Below are 16,903 nucleotides of genomic sequence, written 5' to 3' on the forward strand. Positions count from 1 at the left end.
CATCCATGCCCGCTCCCGACCCAACACCCCCAACCCCCGCCGACACCGCCATCCTCATCCTCACCCACAACGGCACCCCCCACCTCCCCGCCTCCCTCACCGCCTGCCTCGCCCTCGACGGCCTGGCGGACGCCGCGTCCATCATCGTCGCCGACAACGGCTCGTCCGACGGCGCCCTGGACCTCGTTGCGCGCGACTTCCCAAACGTCACCCGCCTCGACCTAGGCGGAAACCTCGGCTTCGCCGCCGGCTACAACGCCGCCGCCGCCTCCTCCTCCGTCACCGCCGATCGCCCATGGCTCCTCTTCCTGAACGACGACACCGCCATCGACCGCCACGCCCTTCGCGCCCTGTGCGACGCCCTTGCCCCCGGCGACGTCTGCGCCGGCGCCCGCCTCGTCGACTGGTCCGGCGACCGAATCGACTTCGACGGCGGCGCCGCATCGTGGACGGGGCATGGGCACCCCCTCCTTCACGGGCAGCGCATCCGACCGCAGCATACGCCGCCCCCGGCCCGGCCGCAGCTCTTCGCATGCGGCGCGGCCATGCTCGTCCACCGGGCGACCTTCCTGTCCATCGGCGGTTTCGACCCCGACTACTTCATGTACTACGAGGACGTCGACTTCGGCTGGCGCCTCACCCTCGCCGGCCACGACGTCCGCCACGTCCCAACCGCCGTCGTCCGCCACCGCGGCGGCGGCAGCGCCGACACGTTCGCATCCGCAGTACGCGCCCGCTGGCACGAGCGCAACGCACTCGCCAACGTCGTCAAGAACACGGCGGAAGACCATCTCGCCCGCGTGCTCCCGGCAACCCTTGCCCTTGCCGCCGTCCGCGCCGGCGCGCCGCCGGACGTGATCGACGCGGCCGCTCGGTTGGTTGCACTCGGCATACCGCCAGGCGACGTCAACCCCTCGCACCCCTTGCCCCTCCCAGGCGAAGACTGGCCCGGCTGGCCCCACCTCGCCCCGCTCGACCTCGACTGGCCCGCCCTCGCCGCCGCCCGCGCCGCGATCCGTCCGCGCTGGACCCGCTCGCCCGCCGATGTCGTCACCCGCCTCGGCCGGCCGTGGGCACCCATTCCCCCCACCCCGGACGGCTGGGCCGCGCTCCGCCGAGCAGCCGCCGCATTCGAGCTGGAGGCCATCTATGGCCCCGTCGACGTGCACGCCGGCCTCCGCAATCGCCTCCACGGCCGCCTCCGCCGCGCACTCCGCCGATGACCGCCGCCTCGGTGCCGGAACCCCCGAACGAAGTTCGCGTCGACGTCATCGTCGTCGCCTGGAACAACCGCGCCTACCTCGCCGACCTCCTGCCCGCCCTCGCCGCGCAGACGCACCGACCACAGCACCTCATCGTCGTCGACAACGGCTCGACGGACGGCACACCGGCCTGGCTGGCAGCGAACTGGCCGGCCGTCGAAGTCATCGCGCTCGGAGCCAACCTCGGCTTCGCCGCCGCCAACAACCACGGCCTCGCGCGCAGCGACGCGCCGTGGGTGGCCCTCGTGAACAGCGACACCGTGCCGGACCCCACCTGGCTGGCCACCCTCGTCGCCGCCGGCAATGCCGATCCGCGCATCGGCAGCGTCGCCAGCCTCATGCTGTTCATGGATCGCCCCGACATCGTCAATTCCGCCGGCATCGCCGTCGACCCCTCCGGCATCGCCTGGGACTGGTTGGGCGGCGCGCGCGTCGACCGCCTGCCGTTCGACGCCGCCGCCGGCGCGATCACGGTCTTCGGCGCCTCCGCCGGAGCGGCGCTCTACCGCCGCGCGGCGATCGACGACATCGCGATCCCGCCGGCCACCGTCGACGGACAACCGATCTCTCCGCCTCAGCTGTTCGACGAGGCGTACTTCATGTACCTCGAGGACGTCGACGTCGCCTGGCGGCTCCGGCTGCGCGGCTGGGACAGCGTGCTGGCACCGGGCGCCTGCATCCGACACGTCGGCAGCGGCACGTCCGGCGAGGGCTCGCCGTTCAAGAACCGCCTGCTGGCGCGCAACAAAGTCTGGACGATCCTCAAGAACTATCCGACGGCACCGCTCCTCGCCCGCCTACCCCTCGTCGTCGCCTACGACCTGGCCTCCGTCCCGTACCGCGTCGTCGTGAACGGCCAGACCGCGGCGCTGCGCGGCCGCCTCGACGCGCTCGTCGGCGCACGTCACGCGCTGCGCGAGCGGCGGCGGGTCCAGGCGGCGCGAACGGCCGGGTGGGCGTCGATCCGGGCCGCGATGGCCCCCGTGGCCACGCCTTGGTCCGTTGCGGCGCGCTATCGCCACCTCCGTCCGGGTCCGACGCAGCGGTAACGGCGCGCCACCTGCAGGAGACGAATCCGCGCCACCATCCGTACCCCGCCAGCGCCGACCACGTTGTACACGGATGGTTGTGGATGACCCATTTCGGATGCCCACTGCCCGCCGCCGCCACGAAGGGGTGCGACGCCGGGTCGAACAGGCGCCACACTCGGGCCCGGCCACGCGCCGCCCGCCGAGCTGATGAACGATGATGAACACGCACAATGACCCCACCGACGACTTGGCGAACGTCATCGCCGGGTTGTCCCCTCAGCGCCGCCAGGACGTCGCCACCGCACGCGCCGTGGCGGCCGAAGCCGCCGCGCTCCTGGTCGGCCACACCGCCCATTCCGCCGTCTGCCACAAGCCGGACGGCAGCATCGTCACCGCGGCCGACATCGCGTCGGACCGGCTGATCGCCGCTCGCCTCCACGCCGCGTGCCCGGGCGACACGATCCTGTCCGAGGAGTCGACCGCCCACTTCGAAGGCGGCCGAACGTGGGTGATTGACCCGCTCGACGGCACGACGAACTTCGCCGCCGGCCTGCCGATTTGGGGCGTCACGCTCGCACTGCTGGAGGACGGTGTCCCGACGGTCGGCGTCAGCGTCTTCCCGCGGCTCGGCCTCGACTTCACAGCGATCGCCGGCCGCGGCGCCTTTGCCGGATCGGCCCGCCTCAGCCCGCATCGGCTCCGCCAGCCGGCCGCCGGCCAGGCCAACGGCCACGGCCCGTCGCCCCGCCTCGGCATCGGGCCGGACGATCTGATCGCCCAGTGCAGCCGGACGGCATCCCGTTGGCAGCTCCACCTCCCGGCGACGCGCCGCACGCTCGGCAGCACCGCGTTCCACCTGGCGCTGGTGGCCGCCGGGACGTGCCGGGCCAGCGTCACGATGGACGCCGGCATCTGGGACGTCGCGGCCGGCTGGCTCCTCGTCACGGAGACGGGCGGCACGGTCTCCGACGACGCGGGAATGTCGCCGTGGCCGCTCGCGGCGGGCGACTGGTCGCAGCGACGCATCAGCACGATCGCCGCCGCAGATGCTGCCAGTCACGGCGCCGTCCGCCGCGCGATCACGCCGGTGGAGGACGGTCGGTCAGGCGATGACGGTGGTGTGCGAACGGCCGCGTGACGGTCAGCCGCGAACCCCCGCCCGGCGCGGCCACGCCCGCGCGAGCATCCGCGACAGCCATGCACCCAGGCCGGCGCCGAGGCCGAGGAACAGCAGCCCGCGCGCCCACTCCGGCAGGAACTGCAGCGTGAGCAGGAACGCCGGGCGCTGCAACGGCCCCGGCACGCCGACGTTCTCGTAGAGCTCGCGCAGGAAGAACGCCAGCGCCAGCGACACCGCCAACCCGGCCACCGTGACGAGCACGAACACGCGCACAAGTTCGCGCTGCGTCAGCGCCGGTGGTCGGGCGCGCTCTTCGTGTTGGAGGTGCGGGTCGTACGGGAACGCCCCCAGCGCCTCGGTCTGCGCCAGCTCGTCGACGATGTAGGCGGCCGCGGTGCGCAGATCGCGCGCCACGGCGAAGCCCTTGTCGTCCGGCTCGCTCGGTCCGAGGACATCGCTGAGCATTCGGTCGCCGAGGACGAGCACCGCACGGCAGCCGGCGGCATCGGCGACGGCCAGCGCCGACGGGTCGGCGGCGACGAAGAACATCGACCTCAGCGGCACACCTGCCCGGCCCGCCGCCTCGGCCAGCGCATCGAGCCGGTCATCGATGTCGGCTGCGCGGGGGGCGTCTGACGCGGCCCTGAGGTCGAGCCGCGGAGCGACGAGCAGCAGCGCCAGCGCCGTCTCGGGACGCTCGCCGTCGCCCGGCACGCTGACGAACAGCGGCTGCACACCGGCGTCGGACAGGGCGGCCAGCCCGGCAGCGGCCTCGGGGTCGATCTGGAAGACGTCGGACAAGATGAGCGCGTTGGCCATGGGCGTACGATACCACAGGGCGGGCAAGGCAGTTCACGCGACTCGGCGTGCGGCGTTCCGGCGCCCCGATCGTCGCCGCAGCCCGCCACGGATTCCCCCGAATCCTTCACGGCGAGGACCGTGCTGTCGCATTATTGGCGCAACCCCGTCGTAGATCGCGGTGTTGCTTAAGGTACATTAAGGCGGCGCCGCGCAAGGCGCCTCGCTCGTCGCCCCGTCGCATCCGCACATTCACACGCCCGCCCATGCGTGGGCCCCACCGGATCGAGTTCCGCCCATCCTGGCGCGGCGCACGTCCGCCTTCCCCGGCGGCATGCGCGCGCTTCCTCATCTCTCGTCGCCTGCACTCGCCCGATCCGCAACAGCGATAAGGAGGCCCTATGACGAAGCACGGCAGCCCCCACCCGAGCTTCGGCGACTTGCCGCACACGCCCCGCTCGCCCTTTTCCGGAGTGCCGACACCGGACCAGCCGGTCGATCCGTCCCCCGCCCTCGCCGCCGCACGCGTCTCTCTCGGCCGTGACCACGCCGTCCTCGAAGCCGACGCCGGATTCGAGGACCTCCTCGGCCTCGCCGGCGATGAGCTGTGCGGGCGCTCCATCTTCGACTTCATCTTCCCCGCCGAACGCCGCGCCGTCGCCGATCGCCTCAACTACGCCGTCGCCTGTCGCCACGACCGAATCGGCTGCCTTGCCCTCCGTCGCCCCGACGACCACGCCGTCCACATCGACGCCGTGCTGCGCTACGAAACCACCGGCGGCGAAGGCCTCTGGCTCCGGTGCAGTCGCCTGACGGGCACGCTCGTCGCCGCAGCCGGCCCGCACGGGGACGGCTCGGCGACGGCTGCGACGACGGTGACGGCGGCGACGGCGGCGACCGCACCGGCAACGCACGCATCGTCGCTTGCACCGTCGTCCGTGACGCCGTCGGCCGTATGGCCGTCGACCGCAATCCCGTCGACGCCGTCATCGCCGTCGAACCCGGCGCCCGTCCCCGCGCCCGTCCCGCTGACCGCCGTTGACGACGACGGCCTGGACGACGCGAGCCGCCAGGTCCTCCGCCTCGAGGACGTCCGCGGCGGTGCGATGCTCGTCGTCGGTGCGGCCGGCCAAGTGCTGGCAGGGACGTCGGCAGCGGCGACGCGCATCGGCTGGCCGGTCGAACTGCTGACCGGACAGACCGTCGACAGCCTCTTCGTCCTGAGCCCGCCGGCGCGCGAGCAGCTCCACGACGCCGTCCGCTCCGGGCGGCGCCAGATGGTGCCCGCCAGCATCGTCGGCGGCCTGGCGCTCGCGAACCTGGAGTGGCTGCCGGCGCAGCGGGCCGGCTACGGCTTCCTGTCGATCCTGTCCGTCCAGATGACCGCCGGCTCGGACGAGCACACGTTGGCGCTCCAGCAAGCCGTCCGCCTCCTGTGGCACGACGCCGGCGACTCCGCCACGGCGCTCGTCCTGGGCACCGAGAACCTCGCGTCCCTGCTCGGCGCGGACGGGCGCCGCCCGGGTGCGGCGAGCATGGCCGGCGTGCTGATCCGCCACGCGCGGATGATCCACCAGGCGATGGCCGAGGTCCGTCGTGTCGAGAACGGCACGCCGGTCGAACTCGAGCCGGTCGATCTGAACGATACGATCACGGCGTATGTCGCGGCCGTCCAGCCGTCCGCCGCCGCCGCGTCCATCACCCTGCGCACCGAGCTGGCGACGGGGGTGTTCGTGCGCTCGACGGAGCTGCGCATCCGAAGCATCGTCCGCAACCTCGTCACGAACGCATGCCAGGCGCTCGCGAGCCGGCCCGGCGGCGGCACGGTGGAGATCACGACGGCGCCGGCCGACGGCGAGTCCGGTCCCGGTGTCCAGCTCGTCGTCCGCGACGACGGACCCGGGATGTCGGATGCCCTCAGCCGCGTCATCTTCGAGCCGGGCCTGAGCAACCGCCACGGCGGCACGGGCGTCGGCTTGAACCTCGTGCGCCAATTCATCGTCGAGAGCGGCGGCGCGGTGCAGCCGCTGTCCAGGCCGGGCGAGGGAACGGCCTTCGTCATCTGGCTGCCGACCGTCCCTCCGGATGGCGTTGCGCCCGATAGCGTCGGCCCCAACGGCTTTTCCCCCGGCAGCGTTTCCCCCGACGGCTTTTCCCCCGACAGCGCGCCAACGGAGAACCGACCATGACCCCCCCCACCCTGCTGGTCGTCGATGACGAATCGATCTTTCGTGACCGGATCGCCCGAGCGCTCGCCCCGGCGGGCTACCGGATCCTGCAGGCCGAAGATGAGTCCGGAGCGCAGCGGATCATCGAGAGCGAGTCGCTCGACATGGCCTTTCTCGACCTGACGCTCCGGAACGAGGACTCCACCGCGCCGTTGACGGACCGCGGCGGCTGGCGGATCTTCACGCGGCTGCGGCACTTGGCGCCTGAGGTGTCGGTCGTCGTCGTGACCAGCGACGGCGCGGCCGGCACGGCCGTCCGGCTGCTGCAGCAGGGTGCGCTCGACTACTACGAGAAGCACGGCCTGACCCGCCGCTCCGCCGACGCCGACCTGCAGCGCCTGGCCGAGGTCGGGATCGCCCGCACCCGTGTCGGCCGCGCAGCGCCCGCCGTCCCGTCGGACAAACATCCGTCGGACGGCGAGCCGTGGGTCGGCGGCGACACGGCGGCGATGCGTGAGGTCGAGCGGCGCGTCGCATCGTTCGCGCCGTTCGACATCGGCGTGCTGATCCTCGGCAGGAACGGCACGGGCAAGGACATGCTGGCCGAGGAGATCCACCGCCGCTCGCCGCGCGGTGGCCGCAAGATGGTGGCGGTGAACTGCGCGGCCATCCCGCGCGACCTGCTGGAGAGCCAGCTTTTCGGACACGAGAAGGGTTCGTTCAGCGGCGCCATCGACAAACACATCGGCTTGATGGAGGCGGCGAGCGGCAGCACGCTCTTCCTCGACGAGATCGCCGAGATGGACGCCGACCTGCAGGCCAAGTTGCTCCGCGCCCTGCAGCACAAGCGGATCCGCCGCGTCGGCGGCACCCAAGAGATCGACATCGACATCCGCGTCATCGCGGCGACGAACCAGGACATCGCCGCGGCGCTCGAGAGCGGCGCGCTGCGCACCGACCTCTACTACCGCATCGCCGGCACCGAGATCACGCTGCCGGGCCTCACCGAGCGGCTCGGCGACATCGTCGCCCTCGCACAGCACTTCCTCGCGATCGAACGGGCGGCCTTCAACCCCGACGCCACGGGCTTCACATCGGCGGCGCAGCATGCGCTGTGCGCCTACGACTGGCCGGGCAATGTCCGTCAGCTCCGCAGCGAGGTGATCAGCGGCCTCATCCTGTCACGCGGCCAGGCGGAGATCGACATCGCCCACCTCTCGCCCAAGGTCACGATCGGCCAGCTGCCCGGCGCCGCCCTCGAGCCGTCCATCCACGCCCGCCTGGCCGCCGGCCTGCCGGCCGTGCTGCCGCCGGACGGCCTGCCGCTCGTCGAGCTCCGCGACGCCTGGGAGCGCAGCATGATCGAGCAGGCGCTCGTGCGCCACGCCGGCAACATCGCCGCCGTCGCCCGGACGCTGCATGTCTCGCGCGATCAGGTGACCCACCGCTGCCAGAAGTTCGACCTCGATCCGCGGGCGTTCGCCGACGCATGAGCGCAAGTGGGTGGCGGATTTTTCCGCGCCGTGGCTGGAAAGTGACGCGGTCGCCGACTCCTTCGGCGGCCGCGTTTTCCGTGGTCCACAGTTCACGCGCTCGGCGGCAGCGGTTGGCACAACCCTTGCATATTGGCCGCCCAGCGCCCCGCCCCGGGTCGTCACGATCAGCAGGCCCTTCGCGTTTCCAACGCCCGGGCGCACAATCACGGAGGCCAACGTGTCAGCGGATCTCATCGCCAACATCCGATCGGCCATGGCGCTTTCCGTCTTCGGTTTGGGCATCCTGTCCATCGTCGCCGGCGTCTGGACGATCCTCGCCCGCGAGTACCAGCAGACGATGCGCGGCATCGCGGCCCAGTCGAACCGGCTGCACGCCCGCAGCTTGGCCGAGGTCGGCGTCGTGCCGGTCCTCGACGCCTCGGCGCGGCTCGTCGAGTCGACGACGCAGCTGATCAAGACCGCCATGGGCATCGGCGCGTTCCTCTGCCTCATCGGCTTGGCGATGTGCCTGATCTCGTTCTGGATGTTCTACCTCTAGGCCAGTTGCTGCCCCGCAAGCGACGCACCCGGGAACCCCACCACGGAGCACGCGATGTCCGCCGATCTGCCCGCCCCCGAACCAACCCCCGTCCCCACTCCGCCCGGCCGTGCCCTCGCCGACCGCGTCGCCTCGGACGCCGCGCTGGCCGCGCAGGCCGCGCGATGGGTGCCGCTCTCGGCCGAGACGACCGAAGGCGTGCGCGACGCGGTGACGCTCATCGCCGGCTCGGCCGCGCTCGTCCTCCTCGGGCCGCCGGGCAGCGGCAAGACCGCCGCGCTGCAGGCCGCGTGGCACCGGCTGGCGCGCGCCGGCCAGTCCGGGCGGGCCGTCGCCCCGCTCTACATCGACTTGGCCCATGCCCGCGACGGCGAGGGCCTGACCGACCTCGTCGTCCGGGCGATCGACGCGCTCGGCCTGCCGGCCGACGACGCGGCGCCCACCCATCTCCTCCTCGACAACCTCGACCGAATGCGTCACCGCTACCTCCTCGACGACCTTCGTCTGATGATCGACGCCGGAGGCCGCGTCGGCCCGACGGCCGTCATGGCCTGCCGGCAGGACGATTGGGCCGAGATCCACACCGTCCTGCCCGGCGTCGCCGAGGCTCGCCTGCTGCCGATCGAGCCCGCCGACGTCCGCGACGCGCTCATCCGCTTCCTCCCGGCCGCCACCGCCGAAGCCGCCGGGGCATGGCTCGCCGGCGACGCCGAGCTGGCCGAGGCCGTCACGCAGCCGCGCGTCCTCGGCGCCTTCCTCGCCGTCGCCGCCGGCCACGCCCCGGCCGACTGGCGCCGCGCCCGCGTCGGCGACGCCCTGCTCGAGCGCATCCTGTCGACCGTCCCGTCCACCGAGCGCACCCTCACCCGCGACGCGCTGGCCGACGTCGCCCTGAGCGCGCACGGCCGCGCCTTCGTCAGCGAGGTCGACACGATGGCGATGCGCCTCGGCGTGACGCGCTACGACATGCTGCGCACCGGCGCCGTCGTCCCGCGCGGCGCCGACCTCGAGTTCACCGAGCCGCTCCTCGCCCGCCACTGCGCTGCGCTGGCCCTCATCCAGCGCTTCGGCGCCGTGCCGGAGGCCCTCGCCGGCCAGATCCAGTCGATCGACGACCCGGCCGTTGCCCCGCTCCTGATCCATGCCTACGACCTGGCCCCCGACCCCGCCCGCTACCTGGCCGCGCTCCGGCGCCTCCCCGCCGCCGAGCGCGTCGTCGCCGCATGCCTCGGCCTCGACGAGCCCTTCGCCGATGCGGTGGCCGCCGCAACAACCGCACCCGCGGCACCCGCGGCAGCCACTGCATCGGTCGCACCCACAGCGGCCCCAGCACCCACAGCACCCACAGCGTCCGCCGACCCGACCCGACTCGATGTCACCGCCCTCGACGGCGCCTCGGCCGACATCGCCCCAGACAACACCAACGACATCGCCAACGCCAGCGCCAACGCCGCGACGCTCCGCTCCGCCTGGCAGCTCACGCACAGCGCGGACGTCGCGTACGCCCTGGCCGAAGTCGAAGCGGAACGCGGCGCGCTGGCCGAGGCCGTTCAGGCGCTTGGCTGGGCGATCGAAGCACGGCCCGGCGTTGCCGCGTGGCACGACGCCCTCGGCCAGATCGAGGCCGAGCGCGGCCGCTGGGCCGAGGCCGCCGACGCCTTTGCCACCGCGCTGCACCTGTCCGACGGCGACGCCGGTGTGACCCGCCGACTCGCCCGCGTCCAGATCGCCCTCGGTGAAGCCGCCGGCGCCATCGCCGCCCTCGAAGCCCTCGTCGCCGCCGCGCCGACGGACGCCGCCGCATGGTCCGTCCTCGCCCGCGCCCACGAGGCGACCGGCAACGCGAACGCCGCCCTCGCCGCCGCTGCCGAGGCCGTTCGCCGGGACGATGCCTGGCCGGACGACGCCCTCCTCGTCGCCCGCCTGACGGTCGGCGCCGTGCCCGTCGATCCCGCGCCGGCCGACCTGCCTTCCAGCATCGTCGACCCGCTCGTCGACCCGCTCGTCGACCCGCTCGTCGACCCGCTGCCCAGCACGACCGACGCACTCCCCAGCACCACGGACGTCGCCCGCATCGCCGCCCTCTTCGCCGCAGGCGCCACCTCCTACGCCTCGCCGTCCTCCCCGCCGCCGACGGAAGCACCGGAGCCGGACCCGACCTCGGCCTCCGCCACCACCGCCGCCACCACCTCTGGCGGGACATGGGATTCCCTGGACATCGGACCCGTCCCAACCTCCCCAACCTGGCCGGTTGCCGCAGCCGCTGCGCCGACGGAAGACAGCACGGAAGACAGCGCGGCCAGCGGCGACGAGGGATGGGACGATGGTCCGGACGATCCGGATCCGGTCGCCGAGACCGCCACCCTCGCGCGTACCGAAGATGAACCGCCCGCCCTCCGCCCCCCGATGGCCGGTCCGCCGGATGACGCATCGGCCGTGACTCGGACGGCCGCGCTCTTGTCGGTGGCCGGTTTGTACCAGGAGAGCGGCCACGCGGCGGCCGCGTACGTCGTCCTGCGGCGCGCCCAGGATGAGCTGCCGCCGTCCGCCTCGGTCGCCCGCCGGGCGGGGGAACTGGCGCTGGCCCTCGGCGACCCGGCATCGGCCGTCCAACAGCTCTCGCTGGCCGTCGGGCTGGACGGCGAGGACGTCGGCGCGATGCGCGCGCTGGCGGCCGCCCACACCGCGCTCGGCGAGCCGGCCGCGGCGCTCGGCGCGCTCCAGGCCGCGGCGCTGCGCTGCCCGGGCGATGCCGACCTCTGGCTCGAAGTCGCCCGTGCCGCCGAAACGGCGTCCGATCGCGACGCTGCCGAAACCGCCCTCGCCCGCGCCGCCAACGCCGCGCCGGATCGCCCCGACGTGCATGCCGCCGCCGCAGCCGCTGCGCTGGCGCGCGGGGACACGGAAGCCGCGCTCGCCGCGCTCGAACACGCCGCGTCGCACGACCTCACCGACCCGCGCTACGTCCTGCCGCTCGTCGACCTCTGCGTCGACGACGCCCCCGACCGCGCCCTCGCCCTCCTCGACCGCCTGCCCGCACAGTCCGACGTCCTGGAGCGCCGCGCCCGTCTCCTCGGCCGCTGCGGCGACTGGCCGGCGGCTGTCGACGCCCTGGCTGCCGCGTGCGCCCTGCCGTCCGGCGAAGGCAACCTCGACTTGGCCATCCGCCACGCCGACGCCCTCGTCCACGCCGGCCGCGCCGCCGAAGCCGCCGCGCTGCTCGAAGCCGCGTCGCCGGCCCTCGCCCCGCGGCCTCCCGCGGTCGAGGCCGTGCTCGGCGGCGCGTACGCCGCCGTCGGCCGGGACCGCGACGCGCTCGTCGCCTGGAGCGGCGCGGCCGTCGCCGGCGCCCTCGACGCAACGACCCTCGTCGCCTACAGCCGCCTTGCGTGCCGCCTCGGCGCGCTCGATGAGGCGGTCCGCGCCGCCGAGGCCGCCGTCCTCCGCGACGGCTCGCTGGCCGACGCGCCGGCCGCGCACGCCGACGCCCTCGAGGCCGCCGGCCGGATCGAGGCCGCCGCGCACGCCGCCCAAGCCGCGCTCGCCCTGGCGCCCGATCGCCCGGAATCGTTCTCGCGCCTGGCCCGCATCGCCGCCGCCCTCGGCCGCAACGACGTGGCCGTCGCGACGCTGCGGGCCGGCGTCGAGCGGCTGCCCGACGCCGCCGCTCTCCACCACGCCCTTGGCCGCGCGCTGGCCGCGCAGCACGACGCGAACGGCGCACGCGCCAGCTTCGCGCAAGCGGCGGCGCTGGCGCCGCACGCGCCCCAGTACCAACGCGATCTGGCCGCCAGCCTCGCGGCCGACGATCCGACCGGCGCGCTCGACGCCCTCGAGCGCGTCGTCGCCGCGGCGCCCGAGGACGCCGAGGCATTCCGCGCCAAGGCCGCGCTCGAGCACACCACCGGCGATCTGGCCGCCGAACGCGCCTCGCTCGAGCGGGCCGTCGCCCTGGCGCCCGAACGACCGGACCTCCTCGTGGCGCTCGCCCGCACGTGCCTGGCCGCCGGCGACCTTCCGTCCGCCGGTCGCGTGATCGAATGCGCCAACGCCCTCGCGCCGTACGATGCCGATGTCCACGCGCTGCGCGGTGCACTGCACGAGGCGTCCGGCCATCTGCCCGCCGCCCTCGACGACTTCGAGACCGCCGCCCGCCTCGCACCGACGTCCGCCGCGGCATGGTCGGCCGTCGGCCGCCTGCGGCTCGCCCGCGCCGACATCGCCGGCGCGCTGACCGCGCTGGCCGAGGCCGCCCGCCTGGACAACACCGACCCGCGCACGCACCGCGCCTTGGCCGAGGCCCTCGAGCGCGTCGACCAGCCCGCCGACGCCGTCGCGCACTGGACGATCGCCCGCCGCCTCGCGCCCGACGATCCTGCGACGGCGCTCGGCCTCGGCCGCGCCCGATTGAGTTCCGGCGACGCGCACGGCGCCGTCGCCGTCCTCCGCCAGGCCCTGCCGGCCGCCGACGGTGACGTGGTGCGGCCGGAAGGCGACGCCGCGCTCCACGCCGTGCTCGCCGAGGCGCTGCTGGCCACAGGGCGCGTCGGCGACGCGCTCGCCCACGCCGCCGTGGCCATCGAGCTCGAACCCAAGTCGGCCGCCGCTTGGCGCGCACAGGCCGAGGTTCGGCGCGTCGCCGGCGACGACGATGGCGCCAGGGCGGCACTGGCGGAAGCGGCGCGCCTTGCGCCAAGCGCTGCTGCGCACTCCGCCGTCGCGGAGATGGACGACGCGCGCGGCGACGCGGCGGCTTCCATCGTCAGCTGGCGGCGCGTCCTGGAGCGCGATCCCGAACACGCCGTCGCGGCGCTGCGCTACGGCCAGCGGGTGGCGCAGGACGGTTGGCAGCTCGCGCTCGCCGTCCCGGCCCCGGCGCCGGCGATCGATCCCGACGTCGCGGCATACACCGAGATCGTCCTCTCCCGCGCTCTGTCCCGCCTCGAGGGCGACGATGCCGCTGCCGCCGAGCGCGCGTTGGCCGTCGTTCGCAGCCGCGCCGGGCAGATCGGTGGAGCGGTCGAGGCGGCGCGGGCTGCCGTGGCGCTCTCGCCAAACACCGAGAGCCTCCTCGTGCGGGCGTTCACGCAGCTGACCGCCGGCGATCCGGCCGCCGCGCTGGCCGACCTCCGCCTGGCCGCCGCCCGCGGCAGCGACGATGCCCGTCAACATGCCCTCGCCTCCAGCGCCCACCTCGCCGCCGGCGAAATGGACGCCGCCGCCGAGGCGCTGCTGGCCGCGATCGAGCGCGCGCCCGATCTCGCCGAACTGCCGTGCCGCCTGGCCGAGATCCAGCTGGCGAGCGGCGACCGGTCGGCGGCTGCCGGCACGCTCCGCATGGCGGCCGGCCTCCCGATGGACCCGGCTGCCGAGCGCCGGCTGGCAGGCCTCGCGCTCGACGCCGGCGCGCCCGAGGTGGCATGCGTCGTCCTCGAGGCACGCGCCTCGTCCGATCCGAACGATCCCGTGCTGCTGGCGCTCCTGGCCGAGGCGCGCCGCCGCGTCGGCGACATGTCCGGCGCCGCGGACGCCCTGCGCCAAGCCGCCCGCTACGGCCCCGAGCGGGCCGAGACGCAAGCCCAGCTGGCGGACCTGCTGGCCGAGATGGGCGATCTGGACGAAGCCCGCGAGCGTTACGGCAAGGCGATCGCGCTCCAGCCCTATCAACCCGCCTGGCGCTTGGGCGACGCCGCCGCGCTCCTCGCGCTCGGGCGCCGGGACGAGGCGCGGTCGGCGCTCGTCGACGCGCTGACGTTCGCGCCATCCTCCGTCGACGCAAGGCTGCAGCTGGCGACGCTGCTCCTCGAGGACAAGGACGCCCGCGGCGCCCGCGAAGTCCTCGACCCCGCCCGCGTAGACGCCCCCGACGACGCGCGGGTCCACCACCAGCTCGGCCTCGCCGCCCGGGCGTTGGGCGACCACGAGGCCGCCGCGGCCGCGCTGGACACCGCCGCCCGGCTGAACCCGAGCGACCCCCGCCCATTCGTCGCCCTCGGCGACCTCCACCGGGCACAGGGCGAGCAGGACGACGCGATCCAGGCGTACGAACAAGCCGTCGCCGTCGCGCCGCGCTCGGTCGAGATCTACTTGCGTCTGGCCGGCGCGTGCCGCGAGGCCGGCATGGTCGAGCGCGCCCTCCTCATCCACGAGCACGCGGTCGATCTGGCGCCCGACGACGCGGCACCCCGGCTTGCGTTCGGCCGCGTGCTGGCCGATCTCGGCAACTTCGCCCGCGCCGTCGACGTCCTCGACCCGACGCTCGGATTGATGGTCGATGGCGACACGCGCCTCGCCGAGACGCTGACGCTGATCGCCAACCTGTACTCCCGCCTCGACCAGCACGAGCGCGCTCGGCCCTATCTGGAGCAGGCGCACGCGCTGCAGCCGAGCGAGCACGCCGGCAAACGCCTGCGCGCAAACCACATCGTCCAACTCTTCGCTCGCAGCCGCGCCAAGCACGCAAACGGGGCGCCGCGCGACTCGAGCAGCTGATCGCCACCGCACCTTTCTGCGGCGACATGGCCGCCGACAGTGTCTGCCGACCCCCAGAACGATCGGTTTCCCGATCCATCCCCCAGCACCACCGGACCAGGAGCCCCCCCATGATCCCGTTGGTCAAAGGCTGCGCCGCGTCGGTCTCACGGGCAGCGACACGACTGCACCCCGGATCCGCGCACGTTCCACCCCCGGCCGCCGCCGCGCTGATCGTCACGAGCCGCCATCGCCTCTGGCAGCGCTACGGCCCCGACGGGATCTTTGCCATCGAGCACGCCGTCGGCGCGCTGACCGCGGCGATGGACCGCCGCGGCATCGGCGGCACGCTGATCTATGCGGACGGCAGCCCGCTCCTCACCGCCCTCGGCGTCCTCCCGGCCGCGTCGAGCGAGCCCCGCGGCGTGGCCCGCGTCGTTCGCGATGTGGCGCGGCGCATGGCATGGACGGAGGAGGCAGCCCGCTTCGTCCTGCTGCTGGGCGATGACGGCATCGTCCCGTTCCACCCGCTGCCGAACCCGACGGACGACGACGACGCCGCCGTCCTGTCCGACCACCCGTACGGCCTGGATGCCCCGGCCGACGGCGCCGATCCGTGGTCGCTGCGCCCCCGGCGCGCCGTCGGCCGCCTCCCGGACGCCAGCCTGCCCGCCCTGCTGGCCGCGCTCGCAGCGACCACCGCCGCACACAACCGGCTGGCCGACGGCGCGCCGTTCCTCCTTTCCGACACCGCCTTCGGCTACTCGGCTTCCGTCTGGAAGCGGGCAGCGCGCGGGGCGTTCAGCGCCGTCGGCGAGCCGCAACACCTTCGGCTCTCGCCGCCGCTCTCGTTCCAGGACCGCCCGCAGCCGGGCCCGGACGGCCCGCGCTTCCGCTACTACAACCTGCACGGCCTATCCGACGGTCCGGACTGGTACGGCCAGGTCGATCCGACGTTCCCTGCCGGCTACGACGCGTTCCCGGTTGCGCTCCGGCCGGTCGACATCGCTCCGGCGCCGGGCGCGGTCGTTTTCGCCGAGGCATGCCACAGCGCGCCGACGCGCACCGGATCGCCGGGCGGAGCGATGGCCCTCGCCCACTTGGCCGGCGGCTGCCTGGCGTATGTCGGCGCGACGGGCGTGGCGTACGGCGGCCTCGACGGCGGGTTGGTGGCTGCAGACCTTCTGGCGCACCGCTTCTGGACCGCGCTCCGCGACGGGCTGCCCGCCGGCGAGGCGCTGGCCAGCGCCAAGGCGGCCCTGATCGGTGAAGGCCTCTCGCGCCAGCCGTATCTGGATGCCGAGGACGTCAAGGCGGTCCACAACTTCGTGCTCTACGGCGACCCGAGCCTCGTCCACGCGCCGAGCCCCGAGGCCCGGCGCATGGCGACGGCCGGCGCCGCTGCGGAGATGTTCGGACCGGCAGCAGCGGTGGGGTTGCTGCCGGTCCGGCCACCGCACAAGGCCCGTCCCCAGGCATCGACGCGGCCGGAGGAATCGGTGCCGCCGCGGGACACGGCGCGGCCGCCGGTTCTCGCTTTGCACAGCGCCCGCGTCGCCGTCGACCGCCTGAAGCGCGACGACGCGCGCCCCGCCTGGCGAACCGCCGGCGGCCGCTGCCCCGACGGTTCGCTGGCGTGCGCCCTGTCGCCCACCGTCCTGGCGGACACCGTCCGCCGCAGCATCGCCCGCCGCCTGCCCGCGTTTGCCGAAGGCGACGTCACGACGCACGTCCACCCGGTCTGCGCCCCGGCCGCCATCGCCCACGGCCCCGGCGACGCCGCCGGTCGTGCGGCCGCCGACGGCGCCGCACGAGGGATGGTCGTCACGCTGGCCCGCAGCCTGCCGACCGCCGACGGCCCGGCGTGCCACACCGTGCTGCACGTCACCGTCGACGCCCAGGGCGCGATCCGGCGCCTTGCGGTCTCGCGTTAGCGTACCCCGATGAAGACGGGATCGATGAGCGGATCGATGATCGGGTCGATGATCGGGTCGATGATCGGGTCGATGATCGGGTCGA

General features: G+C 74.2%; 9 protein-coding genes. 8 read left to right on the top strand and 1 reads right to left on the bottom strand.

Annotation, left to right across the window (positions count from 1 at the left end; all coding sequences use genetic code 11):
* Nucleotides 1–5 precede the first annotated feature (5 nt).
* The 3 genes from IPG72_12325 (at nt 6) to IPG72_12335 (ending at nt 3,431) form a co-directional block, all read left to right on the top strand.
* Complete coding sequence (locus IPG72_12325) at nt 6–1,223, top strand: glycosyltransferase family 2 protein (protein ID MBK6769774.1); 1,218 nt, start codon at nt 6–8, stop codon at nt 1,221–1,223.
* Entirely contained in the window at nt 1,220–2,311 is a 1,092-nt protein-coding gene (locus tag IPG72_12330; protein ID MBK6769775.1) for a glycosyltransferase family 2 protein, read from the top strand. The genes IPG72_12325 and IPG72_12330 overlap by 4 nt, the downstream gene beginning before the upstream one ends.
* Nucleotides 2,312–2,510: 199 nt before the next feature.
* A complete protein-coding gene (locus tag IPG72_12335) occupies nt 2,511–3,431 on the top strand; it encodes a hypothetical protein (protein MBK6769776.1) in 921 nt (306 codons plus the stop codon).
* A gap of 3 nt (nt 3,432–3,434) precedes the next feature.
* Here the strand turns inward: IPG72_12335 and IPG72_12340 are convergent, their stop codons facing one another.
* On the bottom strand, nt 3,435–4,232 hold the full coding sequence (locus IPG72_12340; protein ID MBK6769777.1) for a hypothetical protein: 798 nt from the start codon (nt 4,230–4,232) through the stop codon (nt 3,435–3,437).
* Between the two features lie 380 nt (nt 4,233–4,612).
* On the opposite strand from IPG72_12340, the gene IPG72_12345 reads away from it, so the two are divergent.
* From IPG72_12345 to IPG72_12365, 5 genes are all read left to right on the top strand, one after another.
* The gene (locus IPG72_12345; GenBank protein MBK6769778.1) at nt 4,613–6,400 is read left to right on the top strand and encodes a PAS domain-containing sensor histidine kinase; all 1,788 of its coding nucleotides are present in this window, start codon (nt 4,613–4,615) and stop codon (nt 6,398–6,400) included.
* Nucleotides 6,397–7,872, top strand: a complete 1,476-nt coding sequence (locus IPG72_12350; GenBank protein MBK6769779.1) for a sigma-54-dependent Fis family transcriptional regulator — start codon at nt 6,397–6,399, stop codon at nt 7,870–7,872. The genes IPG72_12345 and IPG72_12350 overlap by 4 nt, the downstream gene beginning before the upstream one ends.
* A gap of 220 nt (nt 7,873–8,092) precedes the next feature.
* A complete protein-coding gene (locus tag IPG72_12355) occupies nt 8,093–8,413 on the top strand; it encodes a hypothetical protein (GenBank protein ID MBK6769780.1) in 321 nt (106 codons plus the stop codon).
* Nucleotides 8,414–8,467: 54 nt separating this feature from the next.
* Nucleotides 8,468–14,905, top strand: coding sequence for a tetratricopeptide repeat protein (locus tag IPG72_12360; GenBank protein ID MBK6769781.1), 6,438 nt, complete (start codon nt 8,468–8,470; stop codon nt 14,903–14,905).
* A gap of 110 nt (nt 14,906–15,015) precedes the next feature.
* Nucleotides 15,016–16,818 carry a hypothetical protein gene (locus tag IPG72_12365; protein ID MBK6769782.1) on the top strand — a complete coding sequence of 601 codons (1,803 nt, stop codon included), beginning with the start codon at nt 15,016–15,018 and terminating at the stop codon, nt 16,816–16,818.
* The last annotated feature ends 85 nt before the right edge of the window (nt 16,819–16,903 follow it).

This window comes from Candidatus Avedoeria danica, from assembly GCA_016703025.1.
Classification (GTDB): domain Bacteria; phylum Chloroflexota; class Anaerolineae; order Epilineales; family Epilineaceae; genus Avedoeria; species Avedoeria danica.

Excerpts from the sequence above, each read along its gene's own strand:
- IPG72_12345 (MBK6769778.1), top strand. The coding sequence starts at position 4,613 with ATGACGAAGCACGGCAGCCCCCACCCGAGCTTCGGCGACTTGCCGCAC.
- IPG72_12360 (MBK6769781.1), top strand. The coding sequence starts at position 8,468 with ATGTCCGCCGATCTGCCCGCCCCCGAACCAACCCCCGTCCCCACTCCG.
- IPG72_12335 (MBK6769776.1), top strand. The coding sequence starts at position 2,511 with ATGAACACGCACAATGACCCCACCGACGACTTGGCGAACGTCATCGCC.
- IPG72_12340 (MBK6769777.1), bottom strand. The coding sequence starts at position 4,232 with ATGGCCAACGCGCTCATCTTGTCCGACGTCTTCCAGATCGACCCCGAG.
- IPG72_12330 (MBK6769775.1), top strand. The coding sequence starts at position 1,220 with ATGACCGCCGCCTCGGTGCCGGAACCCCCGAACGAAGTTCGCGTCGAC.
- IPG72_12365 (MBK6769782.1), top strand. The coding sequence starts at position 15,016 with ATGATCCCGTTGGTCAAAGGCTGCGCCGCGTCGGTCTCACGGGCAGCG.
- IPG72_12325 (MBK6769774.1), top strand. The coding sequence starts at position 6 with ATGCCCGCTCCCGACCCAACACCCCCAACCCCCGCCGACACCGCCATC.
- IPG72_12350 (MBK6769779.1), top strand. The coding sequence starts at position 6,397 with ATGACCCCCCCCACCCTGCTGGTCGTCGATGACGAATCGATCTTTCGT.